The 14,947-nt window shown below is 72.6% G+C and carries 13 protein-coding genes; 10 read left to right on the top strand and 3 right to left on the bottom strand.

The window, feature by feature from the left end; genetic code table 11:
* The first annotated feature begins 1 nt into the window (after position 1).
* From hpnH to BLU95_RS08560, 3 genes are all read left to right on the top strand, one after another.
* The gene (gene hpnH, locus BLU95_RS08570) at positions 2-1,027 is read left to right on the top strand and encodes an adenosyl-hopene transferase HpnH (protein WP_093859466.1); all 1,026 of its coding nucleotides are present in this window, start codon (positions 2-4) and stop codon (positions 1,025-1,027) included.
* 144 nt (positions 1,028-1,171) lie between these two features.
* Positions 1,172-3,157, top strand: a complete 1,986-nt coding sequence (dxs, locus tag BLU95_RS08565; RefSeq protein ID WP_093859465.1) for a 1-deoxy-D-xylulose-5-phosphate synthase — start codon at positions 1,172-1,174, stop codon at positions 3,155-3,157.
* Positions 3,147-4,559, top strand: a complete 1,413-nt coding sequence (locus BLU95_RS08560; protein WP_093859464.1) for an aspartate aminotransferase family protein — start codon at positions 3,147-3,149, stop codon at positions 4,557-4,559. The genes dxs and BLU95_RS08560 overlap by 11 nt, the downstream gene beginning before the upstream one ends.
* Before the next feature lie 131 nt (positions 4,560-4,690).
* On the opposite strand, the gene BLU95_RS08555 is transcribed toward BLU95_RS08560, so the two are convergent.
* Positions 4,691-4,963 carry a DUF6343 family protein gene (locus BLU95_RS08555; protein ID WP_093859463.1) on the bottom strand — a complete coding sequence of 91 codons (273 nt, stop codon included), beginning with the start codon at positions 4,961-4,963 and terminating at the stop codon, positions 4,691-4,693.
* 176 nt (positions 4,964-5,139) lie between these two features.
* Between BLU95_RS08555 and BLU95_RS08550 the strand changes: the two genes are divergently transcribed.
* Positions 5,140-5,328 (top strand): I78 family peptidase inhibitor, encoded by a 189-nt coding sequence (locus BLU95_RS08550; protein ID WP_093859462.1) that lies wholly within the window; start codon positions 5,140-5,142, stop codon positions 5,326-5,328.
* A gap of 308 nt (positions 5,329-5,636) precedes the next feature.
* Here BLU95_RS08550 and fabG read toward each other — a convergent pair whose 3' ends face one another.
* Positions 5,637-6,404 (bottom strand): 3-oxoacyl-ACP reductase FabG, encoded by a 768-nt coding sequence (fabG, locus tag BLU95_RS08545; protein ID WP_093859461.1) that lies wholly within the window; start codon positions 6,402-6,404, stop codon positions 5,637-5,639.
* 516 nt (positions 6,405-6,920) lie between these two features.
* Between fabG and BLU95_RS43900 the strand changes: the two genes are divergently transcribed.
* A complete protein-coding gene (locus BLU95_RS43900) occupies positions 6,921-7,817 on the top strand; it encodes a MarR family winged helix-turn-helix transcriptional regulator (protein ID WP_051742929.1) in 897 nt (298 codons plus the stop codon).
* A gap of 214 nt (positions 7,818-8,031) precedes the next feature.
* Here BLU95_RS43900 and BLU95_RS08535 read toward each other — a convergent pair whose 3' ends face one another.
* Positions 8,032-8,895 (bottom strand): aldo/keto reductase, encoded by an 864-nt coding sequence (locus tag BLU95_RS08535; protein WP_093859460.1) that lies wholly within the window; start codon positions 8,893-8,895, stop codon positions 8,032-8,034.
* A gap of 269 nt (positions 8,896-9,164) precedes the next feature.
* Between BLU95_RS08535 and BLU95_RS08530 the strand changes: the two genes are divergently transcribed.
* From BLU95_RS08530 to BLU95_RS08510, 5 genes are all read left to right on the top strand, one after another.
* Positions 9,165-10,973 carry an ABC transporter transmembrane domain-containing protein gene (locus tag BLU95_RS08530; protein WP_093859459.1) on the top strand — a complete coding sequence of 603 codons (1,809 nt, stop codon included), beginning with the start codon at positions 9,165-9,167 and terminating at the stop codon, positions 10,971-10,973.
* Between the two features lie 91 nt (positions 10,974-11,064).
* Entirely contained in the window at positions 11,065-12,837 is a 1,773-nt protein-coding gene (locus tag BLU95_RS08525) for an ABC transporter ATP-binding protein (RefSeq protein ID WP_093859458.1), read from the top strand.
* A 170-nt stretch (positions 12,838-13,007) separates the two neighbouring features.
* Positions 13,008-13,247 carry a lipopolysaccharide assembly protein LapA domain-containing protein gene (locus BLU95_RS08520; protein ID WP_093859457.1) on the top strand — a complete coding sequence of 80 codons (240 nt, stop codon included), beginning with the start codon at positions 13,008-13,010 and terminating at the stop codon, positions 13,245-13,247.
* A 74-nt stretch (positions 13,248-13,321) separates the two neighbouring features.
* Entirely contained in the window at positions 13,322-14,041 is a 720-nt protein-coding gene (locus BLU95_RS08515) for an amino acid ABC transporter ATP-binding protein (RefSeq protein ID WP_093864727.1), read from the top strand.
* A 10-nt stretch (positions 14,042-14,051) separates the two neighbouring features.
* Positions 14,052-14,939, top strand: coding sequence for a glutamate ABC transporter substrate-binding protein (locus tag BLU95_RS08510; RefSeq protein ID WP_093859456.1), 888 nt, complete (start codon positions 14,052-14,054; stop codon positions 14,937-14,939).
* Positions 14,940-14,947: the final 8 nt, after the last annotated feature.

The raw sequence follows: 14,947 nt of genomic DNA, 5'->3' as shown, positions 1-14,947 counted from the left end.
CATGGCCATGCCGTTGCGCCAGACCGTGCGGGTCGGCACCTACCTCATGCAGCAGAAGCTCAAGCGACGCGACAAGTTCCCGCTGATCGTCGAACTGGAACCGCTCTTCGCCTGCAACCTGGCCTGCGAGGGGTGCGGCAAGATCCAGCACCCGGCCGGGGTGCTGAAGCAGCGGATGCCGGTCGCCCAGGCGGTCGGCGCGGTCCTGGAGTCGGGCGCCCCGATGGTCTCGATCGCGGGCGGCGAGCCACTGATGCACCCGCAGATCGACGAGATCGTCCGTCAGCTGGTCGAACGCCGCAAGTACGTCTTCCTCTGCACCAACGCGCTGCTGATGCGCAAGAAGCTGGACAAGTTCACGCCCTCGCCGTACTTCACCTTCACCGTGCACATCGACGGGCTGCGCGAGCGGCACGACGCCTCGGTGGCGAAGGAGGGCACCTTCGACGAGGCGGTGGAGGCGATCAAGGAGGCCAAGCGGCGCGGCTTCCGGGTGACCACCAACTCCACCTTCTTCAACACCGACACCCCGCAGACCATCATCGACGTGCTCGACTACCTCAACGACGACCTCCAGGTCGACGAGATGATGATCTCCCCGGCCTTCGCCTACGAGAAGGCCCCCGACCAGGAGCACTTCCTCGGCGTCGAACAGACCCGGGAGCTGTTCCGCAAGACCTTCGCCGGCGGCAACCGGCGCCGCTGGCGCCTCAACCACAGCCCGCTCTTCCTGGACTTCCTGGAGGGCAAGGTCGACTTCGAGTGCACCGCCTGGGGCATCCCCAACTACTCGCTCTTCGGCTGGCAGCGGCCCTGCTACCTGATGTCCGACGGCTATGTGCCGACCTACCGCGAGCTGATCGAGAAGACCGACTGGGACAAGTACGGACGCGGCAAGGACGCCCGCTGCTCCAACTGCATGGCCCACTGCGGCTACGAGCCGACCGCCGTCCTCGCCACCATGGGCTCCCTCAAGGAGTCCCTGCGGGCGCTCACCGAGACCGTCGGCTCCAACCGGGGCCGCTGACCGCACCCGTCGGCGGACGGCCCACCGGCCGTCCGCCCCGTCCGGCCCGGGGCCGCACCCGGGCCGGACCCCCACCCCGCGAGGCCGCGGCCCGACCGCGGGCGGGGGCACCACCGCACCGCTCCGAGTCGTGAGGTGAAAGCCATGTCACTGCTCTCCAGCGTCACATCCCCGGCGGACCTGAGAGCCCTCCCGGCCACCGAGCTGCCCCGGCTCGCCGGCGAGATCCGGGAGTTCCTGATCGACGCCGTCACCCGGACCGGCGGCCATCTCGGCCCCAACCTCGGCGTGGTCGAGCTGACCATCGCCCTGCACCGGGCCTTCGACTCCCCGCACGACCGGATCGTCTGGGACACCGGCCACCAGAGCTACGTCCACAAGCTGCTCACCGGGCGCCAGGACTTCTCGGGGCTGCGGACGAAGGGCGGCCTGTCCGGCTACCCCTCGCGGGCCGAGTCCGAGCACGACCTGGTCGAGAACTCGCACGCCTCCACCGCGCTCTCCTACGCCGACGGCCTGGCCAAGGCCGCCCAGCTGCTCGGCCAGCACGACCGGCACACCGTCGCGGTGATCGGCGACGGCGCGCTCACCGGCGGCCTCGCCTGGGAGGCGCTCAACAACATCGCCGCCGCCAAGGACCGGCCGCTGGTCATCGTCGTCAACGACAACGAGCGCTCCTACGCCCGTACCATCGGCGGCCTCGCCAACCACCTCGCCACCCTGCGCACCACCCAGGGCTACGAGCGCTTCCTGTCCTGGGGCAAGGGCACCCTGCAGCGCACCCCGGTGGTCGGCCAGCCGATCTTCGAGGCGCTGCACGGTGCCAAGAAGGGCTTCAAGGACGCCTTCGCGCCGCAGGGCATGTTCGAGGACCTCGGCCTCAAGTACCTCGGTCCGATCGACGGCCACGACCTCGCCGCCCTGGAGTCCGCGCTCGGCAAGGCCCGGGGCTTCGGCGGCCCGGTGATCGTGCACTGCCTCACCGTCAAGGGCCGCGGCTACCTGCCCGCCGAGCGGGACGAGGCGGACCGCTTCCACGCCGTCAACCCGATCGACCCCTACACCTGCCTGCCGATCTCGCCCAGCACCGGCGTCTCCTGGACCTCGGTGTTCGGCGACGAGCTGCTGGCCGTCGGCGCCGAACGTCCGGACGTGGTGGCGATCACCGCCGCGATGCTCCAGCCGGTGGGCCTGGCGAAGTTCGCCAAGGCGTACCCGGAGCGCACCTTCGACGTGGGCATCGCCGAGCAGCACGCCGTCACCAGCGCGGCCGGTCTGGCCACCGGCGGACTGCACCCGGTGGTGGCGGTCTACGCGACCTTCCTCAACCGGGCCTTCGACCAGGTGCTGATGGACGTCGCGCTGCACCGGCTCGGTGTCACCTTCGTGCTGGACCGCTCCGGCGTGACCGGCCCGGACGGCGCCTCGCACAACGGCATGTGGGACATGTCGATCCTCCAGGTCGTGCCCGGACTGCGGCTCGCCGCCCCGCGCGACGCCGACGAACTGCGCGCCCAGCTGCGCGAGGCCGTGGACGTCTCCGACGCCCCGACCGTGGTGCGGTTCCCGAAGGCGACCATCGGCCCGGCCGTTCCCGCGATCGAGCGGATCGGCGGTGTGGACGTGCTGCTGCGCACCGGCGAGCTGCCGGAGATCCTGCTGGTCACCGTCGGCACCACGGCCGCCGCCGGGCTGGACGCGGCCCGGCTGCTGCTCGCCGAGGGGTTCACCGCGACCGTGGTCGACCCGCGCTGGGTCAAGCCGGTCGACCCGGCCCTGCCCGAGCTCGCCGCCCGGCACCGGCTGGTGGTCACGGTCGAGGACAACGGCCGTGCCGGCGGCGTCGGGACGGCGATCGCCCAGGCGCTGCGGGACGCCGACGTGGACGTCCCGGTGCGGGTGCTGGGCCTGCCGCAGGAGTTCCTCGGGCACGCCGCGCGCGGGGAGATCCTGGAGGAGACCGGGCTGACCGGTACCGGGGTGGCCGCCCAGACCGCCGCCTTCGCCAAGCACCTGCTTCCGGCCGGTGTCCTGCCGGACCGGGAGCTTCCGACCCGGGAGCTGCCGCCCCGGGACCGTCCGGACCGGGACTTTCCGAACCGAGGAGCGAACCAGCGCCATGCCGGCTGACCCCGACGACGACCGCACCGCCGCCCGATTCGACCTGGCCGCCCTGCTCGCCGAGCGGGGCAAGGAGCGGTACGAGCTGCAGAGCCGCTACCTGAATCCGCAGCTGGCCCGGATGCTGCACACCATCGGGTTCGACAAGTACTACGAGCGGGCCCGGGGCCAGTACTTCTACGACGCCGAGGGCAACGAGTACCTCGACATGCTGGCCGGCTTCGGCATCTTCGCGCTGGGCCGGCACCACCCGGTGGTCCGCTCCGCCGTCCAGCAGGTGATGGACCTCGACCTGCCGGACCTGGTCCGCTTCGACTGCTCGCCGCTGCCGGGCCTGCTCGCCGAGCGGCTGCTGTCGTACACGCCGGGGCTGGACCGGGTGTTCTTCGGCAACAGCGGCACCGAGGCGGTCGAGACGGCGCTGAAGTTCGCCCGGTACGCCACCGGTCGCCGCCGGATCCTGTACGCGGACCACGCCTTCCACGGGCTGACCACCGGTTCCTTGTCGGTGAACGGCGAGAACGGGTTCCGCAAGGGCTTCGACCCGCTGCTGCCGGACACCGCGATCCCGCTCGGCGACCTCGGGGCCCTGGCGAAGGAGCTGAAGCGCGGTGACGTCGCGGCGCTGATCGTCGAGCCGATCCAGGGCAAGGGGGTGCTGGCGCCGCCGCCCGGCTGGCTGAGGGCCGCCCAGGACCTGCTGCACGAGCACAAGGCGCTGCTGATCTGCGACGAGGTGCAGACCGGGATCGGGCGGACCGGCGAGTTCTTCGCCTACCAGGACGAGGACGGCGTGCTGCCGGACCTGGTGTGCGCGGCCAAGGCGCTCTCCGGCGGCTATGTGCCGGTCGGGGCGACCCTCGGCAAGGGCTGGATCTTCGAGAAGGTGTACTCCTCGATGGACCGGGTGCTGGTGCACTCGGCCAGCTTCGGTTCCAACGCGCAGGCGATGGCGGCCGGCCTGGCGACGCTGGAGGTGATCCGGGACGAGCAGGTGGTGGAGAACGCCCGCAAGGTGGGCGACTACTTCCGGGCGAGGCTGACCGCGCTGGTGGACCGCTACGAGCTGCTCGCCGAGGTGCGGGGCCGCGGGCTGATGATCGGGATCGAGTTCGGGCGGCCGAAGTCGCTGAAGCTGCGGACCGGCTGGACGGCCCTGCAGGCGGCCCGCAAGGGACTGTTCGCCCAGATGGTGGTGGTGCCGCTGCTGCAGCGGCACCGGATCCTGACCCAGGTGTCCGGGGACCATCTGGAGGTGATCAAGCTGATTCCGCCGCTGATCATCACCGAGCGGGACGTGGACCGGTTCGTGGAGGCGTTCACCGAGGTGATGGAGGACGCGCACCGGGGGAGCGGCCTGATGTGGGACTTCGGGCGGACGCTGGTGAAGCAGGCGGTCGGCGGCCGCTGAGTCGGCGCGGACGCGCTCGCGGGGTGGGACCGAGCGGCCGGGCCGCCGGGGTCTCGGGCTGTCGGGGTCTCGGGCGGCCGGGCCGCCGGGTCTCCGGGCCGCCGGGTTCCCACTCCGCGGGAGACAGCGGGTCAGAGCTCGGTCCGGCGGCGCCGGACCACGACGGCCAGGTCGACGGCGGCGAACAGGGTGAGGATCCCGCAGGCCACGGCGAAGCCGGTGAGGGTGCCCCGGCTCGGCGCGCCGAATTCCGGGGCGTTCGCGGCCCAGACCGCGAACCCCGCGGTGGCCAGCGCGAACAGCGGGGTGAAGGTCAGCGAGAGCAGGTAGCGCAGCTTGAGGTCGCTGCGGGCGGTGGCGGGTTCGGTGCCGCTGTGCCACCGCCGCGGGGTCGTGGCGGGCATCCGTGCTCACCTCCCGGTCCGTGCCGGTCCGTGCCGGTCCGTGCCGGTCCTCGGCGGTCGGTGCCGGTGCCGGCCCCCGGCCGGCGTGTCGCACGAGGTCCGGTCCGTACCGGCCGTCCTCGCACCGGCGGTCTACGATTCCAGCGTACGTCCGCTGGGCGAGCCGGGGAGGGGCGATGACGGACACGGACGCGGAGGGTTACGCGGGGCTGCGGGTCGAGCGGGCCGAGGAACTGGCCCGTCGGCACGGGTGGGCCTCGGTGCGGGTGCTGCCGCAGGGAGCGGCGATGACGATGGACCACCGGGAGGGGCGGCTCAACCTCGCGGTGCGCGACGGGCTGGTGGTGCGCAGCTGGGAGGGCTAGTGCGTGTCCGTCCGGTGTCCTTCGACGGCGTTCGATGTCCTTCGATGTCGTTCGCCGGCGTTCGACGGGTGGTCTGACGGTAACCCCACAAATGGCCCCGGGGGCATTACCGGGGGGCATTCCGAATTCTGCGGCAAAGGCGTTCTCCGATCATTCGAGGCCGCTTCGGGATGCTCCGGAGACGTTTTCGGAGCGAATGTCCGTATGGTGTTCGTGTGCCTCTTCCCAAATTCAGGCAAAAAAACACGGGGCGGGAGACCGGCCGGGCCGGTTCCCACCCCGTGGTAACCCTGCGTAGGTTCGCGGGTTCAGTCGAGGGGTCCGCCGGCCACGTAGACCACCTGGCCGGAGACGAAGCCCGCGCCCTCGCCGGCGAAGAAGGAGATGGCGTTGGCCACGTCCTCCGGCTCGCCGACCCGGCGCACCGGGATCTGGGTGGCGGCGGCGGCCTTGAACTCCTCGAAGTCCATGCCCACCCGGGCCGCGGTGGCGGCCGTCATGTCGGTGGCGATGAAGCCGGGGGCGACCGCGTTGGCGGTGATGCCGAACTTGCCGAGCTCGATGGCCAGGGTCTTGGTGAAGCCCTGCAGACCGGCCTTGGCGGCCGAGTAGTTGGCCTGGCCCCGGTTGCCCTGGGCCGAGGAGGAGGAGAGGTTGACGATCCGTCCGAAACCGGCGTCGACCATGTGCTTCTGGACCGCCCGGGTCATCAGGAACGCCCCGCGGAGGTGCACGTTCATGACCGTGTCCCAGTCGGATTCGGTCATCTTGAAGATCAGATTGTCCCGGAGCACGCCCGCGTTGTTCACGAGGACGACCGGGGCGCCGAGCTCGGCGACGATCCGGTCGACCGCGGCCTCCACCTGGGCGGCGTCGGAGACGTCCGCGCCGACCGCGAGGGCCCGGCCGCCCGCGGCGGTGATCCGCTCGACGGTCTCCCGGCCGGCCGACTCCTCCAGGTCGAGCACGGCGACCGCGTACCCGTCGGCGGCCAGGCGGACGGCGGTGGCGGCGCCCAGGCCACGGGCGGCGCCGGTGACGACGGCGACCCGCTGGGAGGTGGTCTGCTCGGTCATGCTCGGTCTCGTCTCTCTCGGGGGTCCGCGGACGCCGGATCGGGTCCGCGGATGTCGCTCGGGTGTCTGCCGGGGGTCACCCCGGTGACCGGTCGGGCGCGGTTCCGTTCCGGAACGCGGTACTCAGGGAACTCCCAGGAACCGTACGGCGGGCTCTCGGGTTCCGCGGGGTCGATCCGGAGGGCGGATCCGCCCGGGTGGCCATACCCTACCGGCGGGTAGGGAGCGCGGCCAGGGCGAAGGCGCAGGTGACCGAGGGTAAGGACCGACCGGTCGGCTTTCTCCTGCGAACGGGTTACCGGCGGGTCGGCGCGGCGAGTAAATATGCCAATGTTGCCGAACCTGCGTCTACTATCCGCCCCTGCCTGCCAGCGAGGGCCTGCCGTTTGTATAGTGTCCGCCAGCAGCCACCGGCTGCACGGCTGGAGCGCCCTCCCTCACAGCGGGACGCCCACTCGCCGTTACTGCCCCACCCGGGTGTCCCACACACACCGGGTGTGACATCGGGACGGATACATGGTGCTGGGGGAGATCCCGACGACCCGCGTGTCCGCGCGACTGCAGCAGTCGCCCGGACACCTCATCCGCGTTGCACAGCAGGTCCACACTCGACTGTGGTCCGAACATGTCGGGGCCGATCTCACGGCCCCGCAGTTCGCGGTCCTGTTGGTTCTCGCCCTCGAACCGGGCGCCGACCAGCGGACCGTAGGCGAGCGTGCCTCGCTCGACAAGGCCACGATGGCCGAGATGGTCGCCCGGCTGGTCCGGCGCGGCCTGGTGCTTCGGCGCCGAGACCCGGCCGACGGCCGGCGCAAGCTGCTCGCTCTCTCGCAGAGCGGCGCCCAGGCTGTCCGCGAGGCCACCGGCGGAGTGGTCCGTGTGCAGCGCACGCTCTTCGAGCCGCTCACCTCGGAGGAGCAGCTGGAGATTGTCCGTGTCATGGCCAAGATAGCCAGACTGGAGCCGGCCCAGGTCGCCGTCCTGACGGACGCGCGACCGATGCTGGACGCCCAGAGGGCGATCGGCTACCTGATCAGGGTGAGCCAGCAGGTGCACACCAAGCTCTGGTCCGAGCACGTCGGTTCGGAGCTGACGGCACCGCAGTACGCGGTGCTGGACGCGCTCGAGCTGGAGCCGGGCGCCGACCAGCGCACGGTGGGCGAGCTCGCTTCGCTGGACAAGGCCACGATGGCGGAGATGGTCAGCCGGCTGGTCCGGCGCGGCCTGGTCCAGCGTCGCCGCGACCCCTCGGACGGGCGGCGCAACCTGCTGTCGCTCTCGCCGGCGGGTCAGGACCTGCTGCACCGCTCGTCCGCGGGCGTGGCCCAGGTCCAGCGGTTGCTGCTGGCTCCGCTGGAGGAGCACGAGCACGAGGCGGCGCTCGCGCTGATCGCCAAGGCGGCGCGGCTGTAGGCGAACGCCTCGGCCGTCCGGCAAAACGATTCGCCATCCGGTCGTTCCGCGGTCGTCCGTCGCTCACCCGTCGGCCGGCCGTCCTCGACCGAGGGCCGTCCGCCCCGGACCGGTGACGGTTCGCGGGTCAACACGGCGAAGGCCGCCCTCCCCGATGCGGGAGGGCGGCCTTCGCCGTTGACGCGGGGCGGGGCGGGCGGTGCCGCCGGTCCGGTCAGTTCCAGTCGAAGCCCTGCGGGTCCGGGCCGATCCGGGTGCCGGTGGCGACACCGGCGATCGCGGCGAGGTCCTCGGCGTCCAGCTCGAAGCCGGCGACGTCGAGGTTCTCCTTGATCCGCGAGGGGGTGACCGACTTCGGGATCGCGATGATGCCGCTCTGCAGGTGCCAGCGGAGCACCACCTGGGCGACGGTGCGGCCGTGCTTCTCGGCGATCCGGACCAGGGCCGGCTCGCCGAGGAGGTCCTTGCCCTGGCCGAGCGGGCTCCACGCCTCGGTCGCGATGCCGTGCTCGGCGTGGAAGGCGCGCAGCTCCTCCTGCGGGAAGTACGGGTGCAGCTCGACCTGGTTCAGCACCGGGACGAGCGAGGACTCCTCGGCCAGCCGGGTGAGCTGCTCGGTGCCGAAGTTGGAGACGCCGACCGACCTGACCCGGCCGTCGGCCCGCAGCTGCTCCATGGCCTTCCACACATTGGCGTAGCTGCCGTGCATCGGGCGCGGCCAGTGGATCAGGTAGAGGTCGAGGTAGTCCAGGCCGAGCCGCTCCAGGGAGGCGTCGAACTCGCGCAGCACCGCGTCGCGGCCCTGCTCGCCGGACCAGTCGCGGGTGCCGGAGTTCCACAGCTTGGTGGTGATGTAGAGGTCCTCGCGGGCGATGCCGCCGGCCAGCGCCTCGGCGACGGCCTTGCCGGTGCCGGTCTCGTTCTCGTAGATCGCTGCGGTGTCGATGGAGCGGTAGCCCGCCTCGATCGCGGCGCGGACGGCGTCGGTGGCCTCCGCGTCCGGGACCTGCCAGACCCCGAAGCCGAGCTGGGGGATGAGGTTGCCGTCGTTGAGCTCGAGGCTCGGGATGTTGCTCACGGAAGGAGTGCCCTCTCCTGGTCGTCCACGGTTCCTAGGGGGCAACCGGTGGGGGTGCCGGATTTGTTCCCCGGTCCGGGAGAAATTTTCCGACGCGCTCTACCGGCGCTTGCAGCAGCCTACGGGGTGGGTCCGACGGGCGGAAAACCTGTTGCGCAGATCACATCCGGGTTGGCAGTCTCGCTGCCATGACCTCCTGACGAACCACGGCCGTGACCCTACCGGCCTCCCCCCTCGCCCTCCGCCCGCACCGCCTCCAACGGAGCGTCATGCTGCTCAAAACCCTCCCGCTGGCCGACCCCGGCCGCCCGGAACTCTCCTCCCCGCTCGGGTTCCTGCGCTGGCTCCAGCGCGGCCAGCGGCGCGGGCAGGTGCTCGCCACCTGCTGGTCGCTGCTGGAGATGGGCTGCCAGGCGGCCCTGCCGCTGCCGGTCGGCCTCGGTGTCCAGGCCGTCGTCGACGGGGACTCCGGCGCCCTGTGGCGGGCCGCCGCGCTCGCCCTGGCGCTGGCGGCGGTCTCCGCGGTCGGCACCGTCCTGCTGCACCGTCAGGCGGTGTGGAACTGGATCCACGCCGCCTGCCAGGTCCGGCAGCTGGTGGCCCGCCAGGCCTCCCACCTCGGCTCCGGGCTGTCCCGGCGGATCGCCACCGGCGAGATCGTCGCGGTCGGCAGCGGGGACGTCGAGAAGATCGGCTGGTACGTCGAGCTCGTCGCCCGGCTGCGCGGGGCGATCGTGGTCTGGCTGGGGGTGAGCGCCGCGGTGCTGGCCACCGAACCGGTGCTCGGGCTGGCCGTGCTGCTCGGCGTGCCGGTGCTCGCCGCCTCGGTCTGGCCGCTGCTGGGGCCGTTCGAGCGCCGCTACACCGAGCAGCGCGCGCTCGGCGGCAGGGCGACCGAGCTGGCCGCCGACACGGTGGCCGGACTCCGGGTGCTGCGCGGCATCGGGGGCGAGGAGCTCTTCCTCGACCGCTACCGGGCGGCCTCCCAGAAGGTCCGCTCGGCCGCCGTCCGGTCGGCCCGGATCTGGTCCCTGATGCAGGCCCAGCAGGTGCTGCTGCCCGGGCTGTTCGTGGTCGGGATCACCTGGTACGGCGCCCGGCAGGCGGCCGAGGGGCGGATCTCGATCGGCACCCTGGTCGCGGTCTACGGCGCCACCGCCTTCCTGGCCGCGCCGCTGCGGATCCTCGGCGAGGCGGCGCACGCCTGGAGCGTCGCCAGGGTCTCGGCCGGGCGGGCCGTCCGGGTGCTCTCGCTCGCCCGGACCGACGGCGCCGGGACGAGCGGGCTGGCCGATCCGGCGCGTTCCGACCTGTACGACCCGGTCACCGGGCTGACCGCCCGGGCCGGGGAGCTGACCGCGGTGGTCTGCGGCGACCCGGACTTCGCCGGCGCGCTGGCCGAGCGGCTCGGCGGGCACGTCCCGGTGGCCGAGGACGGCCGGCCGGAGCCCTCGGTCCGGCTCGGCGGCGTCGAGCTGGACACCGTCCCGCTGGCCGAGGCGCGGGCCGCCGTACTGGTGCACGACAAGGAGCCGGTGCTGCTCTCCGGCACCCTGGCGGCGCTGTTCGACATCCCCGCCTCGGGCCGGGTCGACCCCGCCGGGGCGCTCGCCGCCGCCCGTGCGGAGGACGTGCTCGACGCCCTGGTGGACGGCTCGGCGGGCCCGACCGGCCGCGGCGATGCGATGCGGGCGGAGATCACCGAGCGCGGGCGCTCGCTGTCCGGCGGGCAGCGCCAGCGGCTGGCGCTCGCCCGGGCGCTGCTGGCGGACCCGCCGGTGCTGGTGCTCGACGAGCCGACCAGCGCGGTCGACGCGCACACCGAGTCCCGGATCGCCGCCGGGCTGCGGAAGAACCGCGAGGGGCGCACCACGGTGGTCCTCGCGACCAGTCCGCTGCTGCTCGACCGGGCGGACCGGGTGGTACTGGTCCGGGACGGCCGGGTGGCCGCGAGCGGCTCGCACCGCGAGCTGATGCGGGGCGAGCCGGCCTACCGGGCGGTGGTGACCCGCGAGGAGGAGCCGGTACGGGTCGGGCCGGGGGCCGAGGTGCCGGCACCGGTGGGGGAGCGGTCGTGAGGCGCCGCCGCCCGTCCGGGCCGTCCGGGGTGCGCCCCGCCGCCGCGTCCCGGTGGAACCGTCCGATCCCTTCCCAGCCGAGGAGTGACACATGAAGCCCCCCGTCCAGCAGGAGCAGGGGCCGGCCACCACGCTGCCGGTCGGCTCCCCGGCCGCCGTGCGCGGTTACCTCCGGGTGCTGGCCCGGCGCCACCGCGGGGCGTTCTCGGCCGTGGTCGGGCTGCACACGGTGGCCACCGTGGCCGGGCTGGTCGGGCCGTGGGTGCTCGGCACCCTGGTCGAGTCGCTGGCCACCGGCACCGCCGGGTCCACCGTCACGGTGGCCGTGGCCTGGTACCTGCTCGCGCTGGCGGTGCAGTCCGCCTTCACCTGGTGGTCGCGGCTGCGCGGCGCCGTGCTCGGCGAGCGGGTGCTGGCCGACCTCCGGGAGGACTTCCTGGTCCGCTCGGTGGCCCTGCCGACCGGTGTGCTGGAGCGGGCCGGGACGGGCGACCTGGTCTCCCGCGGCACCACCGACATCGACCGGCTGGACAAGTCGGTGCGCGAGGCGGTGCCGGAGCTGGCGGTGGCGATCGTCTCGCTGCTGCTGGTCCTCGGTGCCCTGGTGGTCACCTCGCCGCTGCTCGCGCTCACCTCGCTGCTCGGCCTGCCGCTGCTGCTGGCCTCCTCCCGCTGGTACTTCCGGCGTGCCCCGCAGTCCTACCGGAACGAGTCGGCCGGGTACGCGGCGGTGAACTCCGTGCTGGCCGAGACGGTGGACGCGGGCCGGACGGTGGAGGCGCTGCGGCTCGGCGAGCAGCGGGTCCGGCTGACCGACCGCAAGCTGGCGGAGTGGATCGCCTGGGAGCGGTACACCCTCTGGCTGCGTTCGGCGTGGTTCCCGACCATCGACGCGGTGTACACCCTGGCGGTGCTCGGTCCGCTGCTGCTCGGCGGGCTGTTCGCGCTGCGCGGCTGGATCTCGGTCGGCCAGCTGACCACCGGGGTGCTCTACGCGCAGGCGCTGGTGGCCCCGGTCGACCTGATCCTGCGGTGGTACGACGAGCTGCAGATCGGACAGGCCTCGCTCGCCCGACTGGTCGGCGTGCACGAGGTGCCGGCGGCGGAGAACGACGACGAGGTCCGGCCGAGCGGGCGGCGGGTCGAGGCGCGGGACGTGCGTTTCGGCTACCGGGAGGGCGCCGATGTGCTGCACGGCATCAGCCTGGACGTCGCCCCGGGCAGCCGGGTGGCCCTGGTCGGGCCGTCCGGGGCCGGGAAGTCCACGCTGGGCCGGCTGCTGGCCGGGATCTACGCTCCGGGCCGGGGCAGTGTGACCCTCGGCGGGGCGGCGCTGTCCCGGATGCCGGCCGAGCGGGTGCGTTCCGAGGTGGCGCTGGTCAACCAGGAGCACCACGTGTTCGTCGGGACGCTCCGGGACAACCTGCTGCTGGCCGCCCCCGGGGCGGACGACGCCGAGCTGCGCGGGGCGCTGGACGCGGTGGACGCCGGGGAGTGGGTGGACGCGCTCCAGGCCGGTCTCGACACCGAGGTCGGCTCCGGCGGCGCCGCGCTGACACCGCCGCAGGCCCAGCAGCTGGCGCTGGCCCGGCTGGTGCTGGCGGATCCGCACACCCTGGTGCTGGACGAGGCCACCTCGCTGCTGGACCCGCGGGCCGCCCGGCACCTGGAGCGTTCGCTCGCCCGGGTACTGGAGGGCCGGACGGTGATCGCCATCGCGCACCGGCTGCACACCGCGCACGACGCGGACGTGATCGCGGTGGTCGAGGGCGGCCGGATCAGCGAGTACGGCAGCCACCCGGAGCTGGTGGCGGCCGGTGGTCCGTACGCGGCACTGTGGCGCTCCTGGCGGGACGAGGGGTGAGACCCCGCCGTCGACGCGCCATGACGCGCCATGACGCGCCATGACGCGCCATGACGCGGCGTTACGGAGCGTGACGGTGGGTGGCGCGACGAAGGGAGGGGTTGCCCCGTGCGGGTTACTCCCGGGCGCGTGGCGGGGCAAACCCTCCCATTCACCCGCAGACTGCACGGGTGACCAAGATTTCGGACGGCTCCGCCAAGCGCAGTGAGATCGGTGGGATTCCCACCCGGTACATCGGGATCGGCGTCATCGTCGTCCTCGCGGTGTGGTTCCTGTTCGCCAACCTCGACAAGGTGCAGATCCAGTTCTGGGTGTTCACCGTGACGGCTCCGCTCTGGATCGCCCTGCTGGGCACCCTGATCGCCGGCGCGGCGCTCGGCTGGCTGCTGAAGGGGCGGCGCGGACGGTGAGCAGCGCCGATCCGTCGCCCGGGCCCGGACCGGCTTCCGGCCCCGGGCCCGGCGGCTTCACCCCGCTGATCGAGATGCGCGGGGTCAACAAGCACTTCGGCGCGCTGCACGTGCTCCAGGACATCGAGCTGACGGTGGGCCGCGGCGAGGTCGTGGTGGTGATCGGGCCCTCCGGATCGGGGAAGTCCACCCTCTGCCGGGCCGTCAACCGGCTGGAGCCGATCGAGTCCGGCACCATCCTCATCGACGGCCGGCCGCTGCCCGAGGAGGGCAAGGGCCTGGCCAGGCTGCGGGCCGAGGTCGGGATGGTGTTCCAGTCCTTCAACCTGTTCGCGCACCGGACCGTGCTGCAGAACGTCTCCCTGGCGCAGATCAAGGTGCGCGGGCGGGCCAGGGCCGAGGCGGACGCCAAGTCCCGGGCGCTGCTGGAGCGGGTCGGGCTGGCGGAGCAGGCGGACAAGTACCCGTCCCAGCTCTCCGGGGGCCAGCAGCAGCGGGTGGCGATCGCGCGGGCGCTGGCGATGGACCCGAAGGCGCTGCTCTTCGACGAGCCGACCTCGGCCCTGGACCCCGAGATGATCAACGAGGTGCTGGACGTGATGCGCCGGCTGGCGCACGAGGGCATGACCATGATCGTGGTGACCCACGAGATGGGCTTCGCCCGCTCCGCCGCCAACCGGGTGGTCTTCATGGCGGACGGCCGGATCGTCGAGGACCGCGCGCCGGAGGAGTTCTTCGACGCCCCGGAGAGCGAGCGTGCCCGGGACTTCCTCTCCAAGATCCTGAAGCACTGAGGCCCGGCCCGTGAGAAAGACCGTCACCCTGCTGGCCGCGGCCCTGCTGCTGGCCGGCTGCGGCAAGCCCGGCACCCCGCCGCCCAAGGGGCCGCAGCCCAGCGCGCTGCCCACGTACCAGGTGGCGACCGGGAGCCCGGTCACCGGCTCCCCGACCCTGGACGGCGCCCGGGCCCGGGGCCGCCTGGTGGTCGGCGCCAAGGAGGACCAGCCCTACCTCGGCCAGAAGAACCCGGCCACCGGCGTGTACTCCGGCTTCGACATCGAGATCGCCAAGATGGTCGGCGCCGACCTGGGCTTCGGCCCGGACCGGATCGAGTTCCGCACCATCGCCTCGGCCAACCGCGAGACCGCGCTGCAGAACGGCCAGGTCGACTACTACGTCGGCACCTACACCATCAACGACAACCGCAAGAAGCTGGTCGGCTTCGCCGGGCCGTACTACCTGGCCGGGCAGTCGCTGCTGGTGCGCAGGAACAACAAGGACATCAACGGGCCGCAGGACCTGGACGGCAAGAAGGTCTGCTCGGCCGCGGGCTCCACCCCGTACCAGCGGATCCAGAAGCAGTACCCGAAGGCGGAGCTGATCGGCTACGACACCTACTCGGCCTGCGTGGACAACCTGATCACCTCCCAGGTGGACGCCGTCACCACGGACAACACCATCCTCATGGGCTACGCGGCCAAGGTGCCGGACGAGCTCAAGGTGGTCGGCCCGCTGTTCTCGCAGGAGCCGTACGGGATCGGCACGCCCAGGGACGACACCGTGCTGCGCGGGGCGCTGAACGACGCGCTGGCGCACCACGAGGAGAACGGCGACTGGAAGAAGGCGTACGACGCGACCCTCGGCCTGTCCGGGATCCCCGCGCCCGCCCCGCCGCCGATCGACCGGTACTGAGGGAGGGC

It is taken from the genome of Streptomyces sp. TLI_053 (genome assembly GCF_900105395.1).
In the GTDB taxonomy this organism is placed as follows: Bacteria; Actinomycetota; Actinomycetes; order Streptomycetales; family Streptomycetaceae; genus Kitasatospora.
The sequence above is the reverse complement of the archived record's forward strand: the minus strand, read 5'-3'. Positions and strand labels throughout refer to the sequence as shown.

Bases quoted from the DNA above. Each gene is read 5' to 3' on its own strand.
- hpnH (WP_093859466.1), top strand. From the start codon at position 2: ATGGCCATGCCGTTGCGCCAGACCGTGCGGGTCGGCACCTACCTCATG.
- dxs (WP_093859465.1), top strand. From the start codon at position 1,172: ATGTCACTGCTCTCCAGCGTCACATCCCCGGCGGACCTGAGAGCCCTC.
- BLU95_RS08560 (WP_093859464.1), top strand. From the start codon at position 3,147: ATGCCGGCTGACCCCGACGACGACCGCACCGCCGCCCGATTCGACCTG.
- BLU95_RS08555 (WP_093859463.1), bottom strand. From the start codon at position 4,963: ATGCCCGCCACGACCCCGCGGCGGTGGCACAGCGGCACCGAACCCGCC.
- BLU95_RS08550 (WP_093859462.1), top strand. From the start codon at position 5,140: ATGACGGACACGGACGCGGAGGGTTACGCGGGGCTGCGGGTCGAGCGG.
- fabG (WP_093859461.1), bottom strand. From the start codon at position 6,404: ATGACCGAGCAGACCACCTCCCAGCGGGTCGCCGTCGTCACCGGCGCC.
- BLU95_RS43900 (WP_051742929.1), top strand. From the start codon at position 6,921: ATGGTGCTGGGGGAGATCCCGACGACCCGCGTGTCCGCGCGACTGCAG.
- BLU95_RS08530 (WP_093859459.1), top strand. From the start codon at position 9,165: ATGCTGCTCAAAACCCTCCCGCTGGCCGACCCCGGCCGCCCGGAACTC.
- BLU95_RS08525 (WP_093859458.1), top strand. From the start codon at position 11,065: ATGAAGCCCCCCGTCCAGCAGGAGCAGGGGCCGGCCACCACGCTGCCG.
- BLU95_RS08515 (WP_093864727.1), top strand. From the start codon at position 13,322: ATGCGCGGGGTCAACAAGCACTTCGGCGCGCTGCACGTGCTCCAGGAC.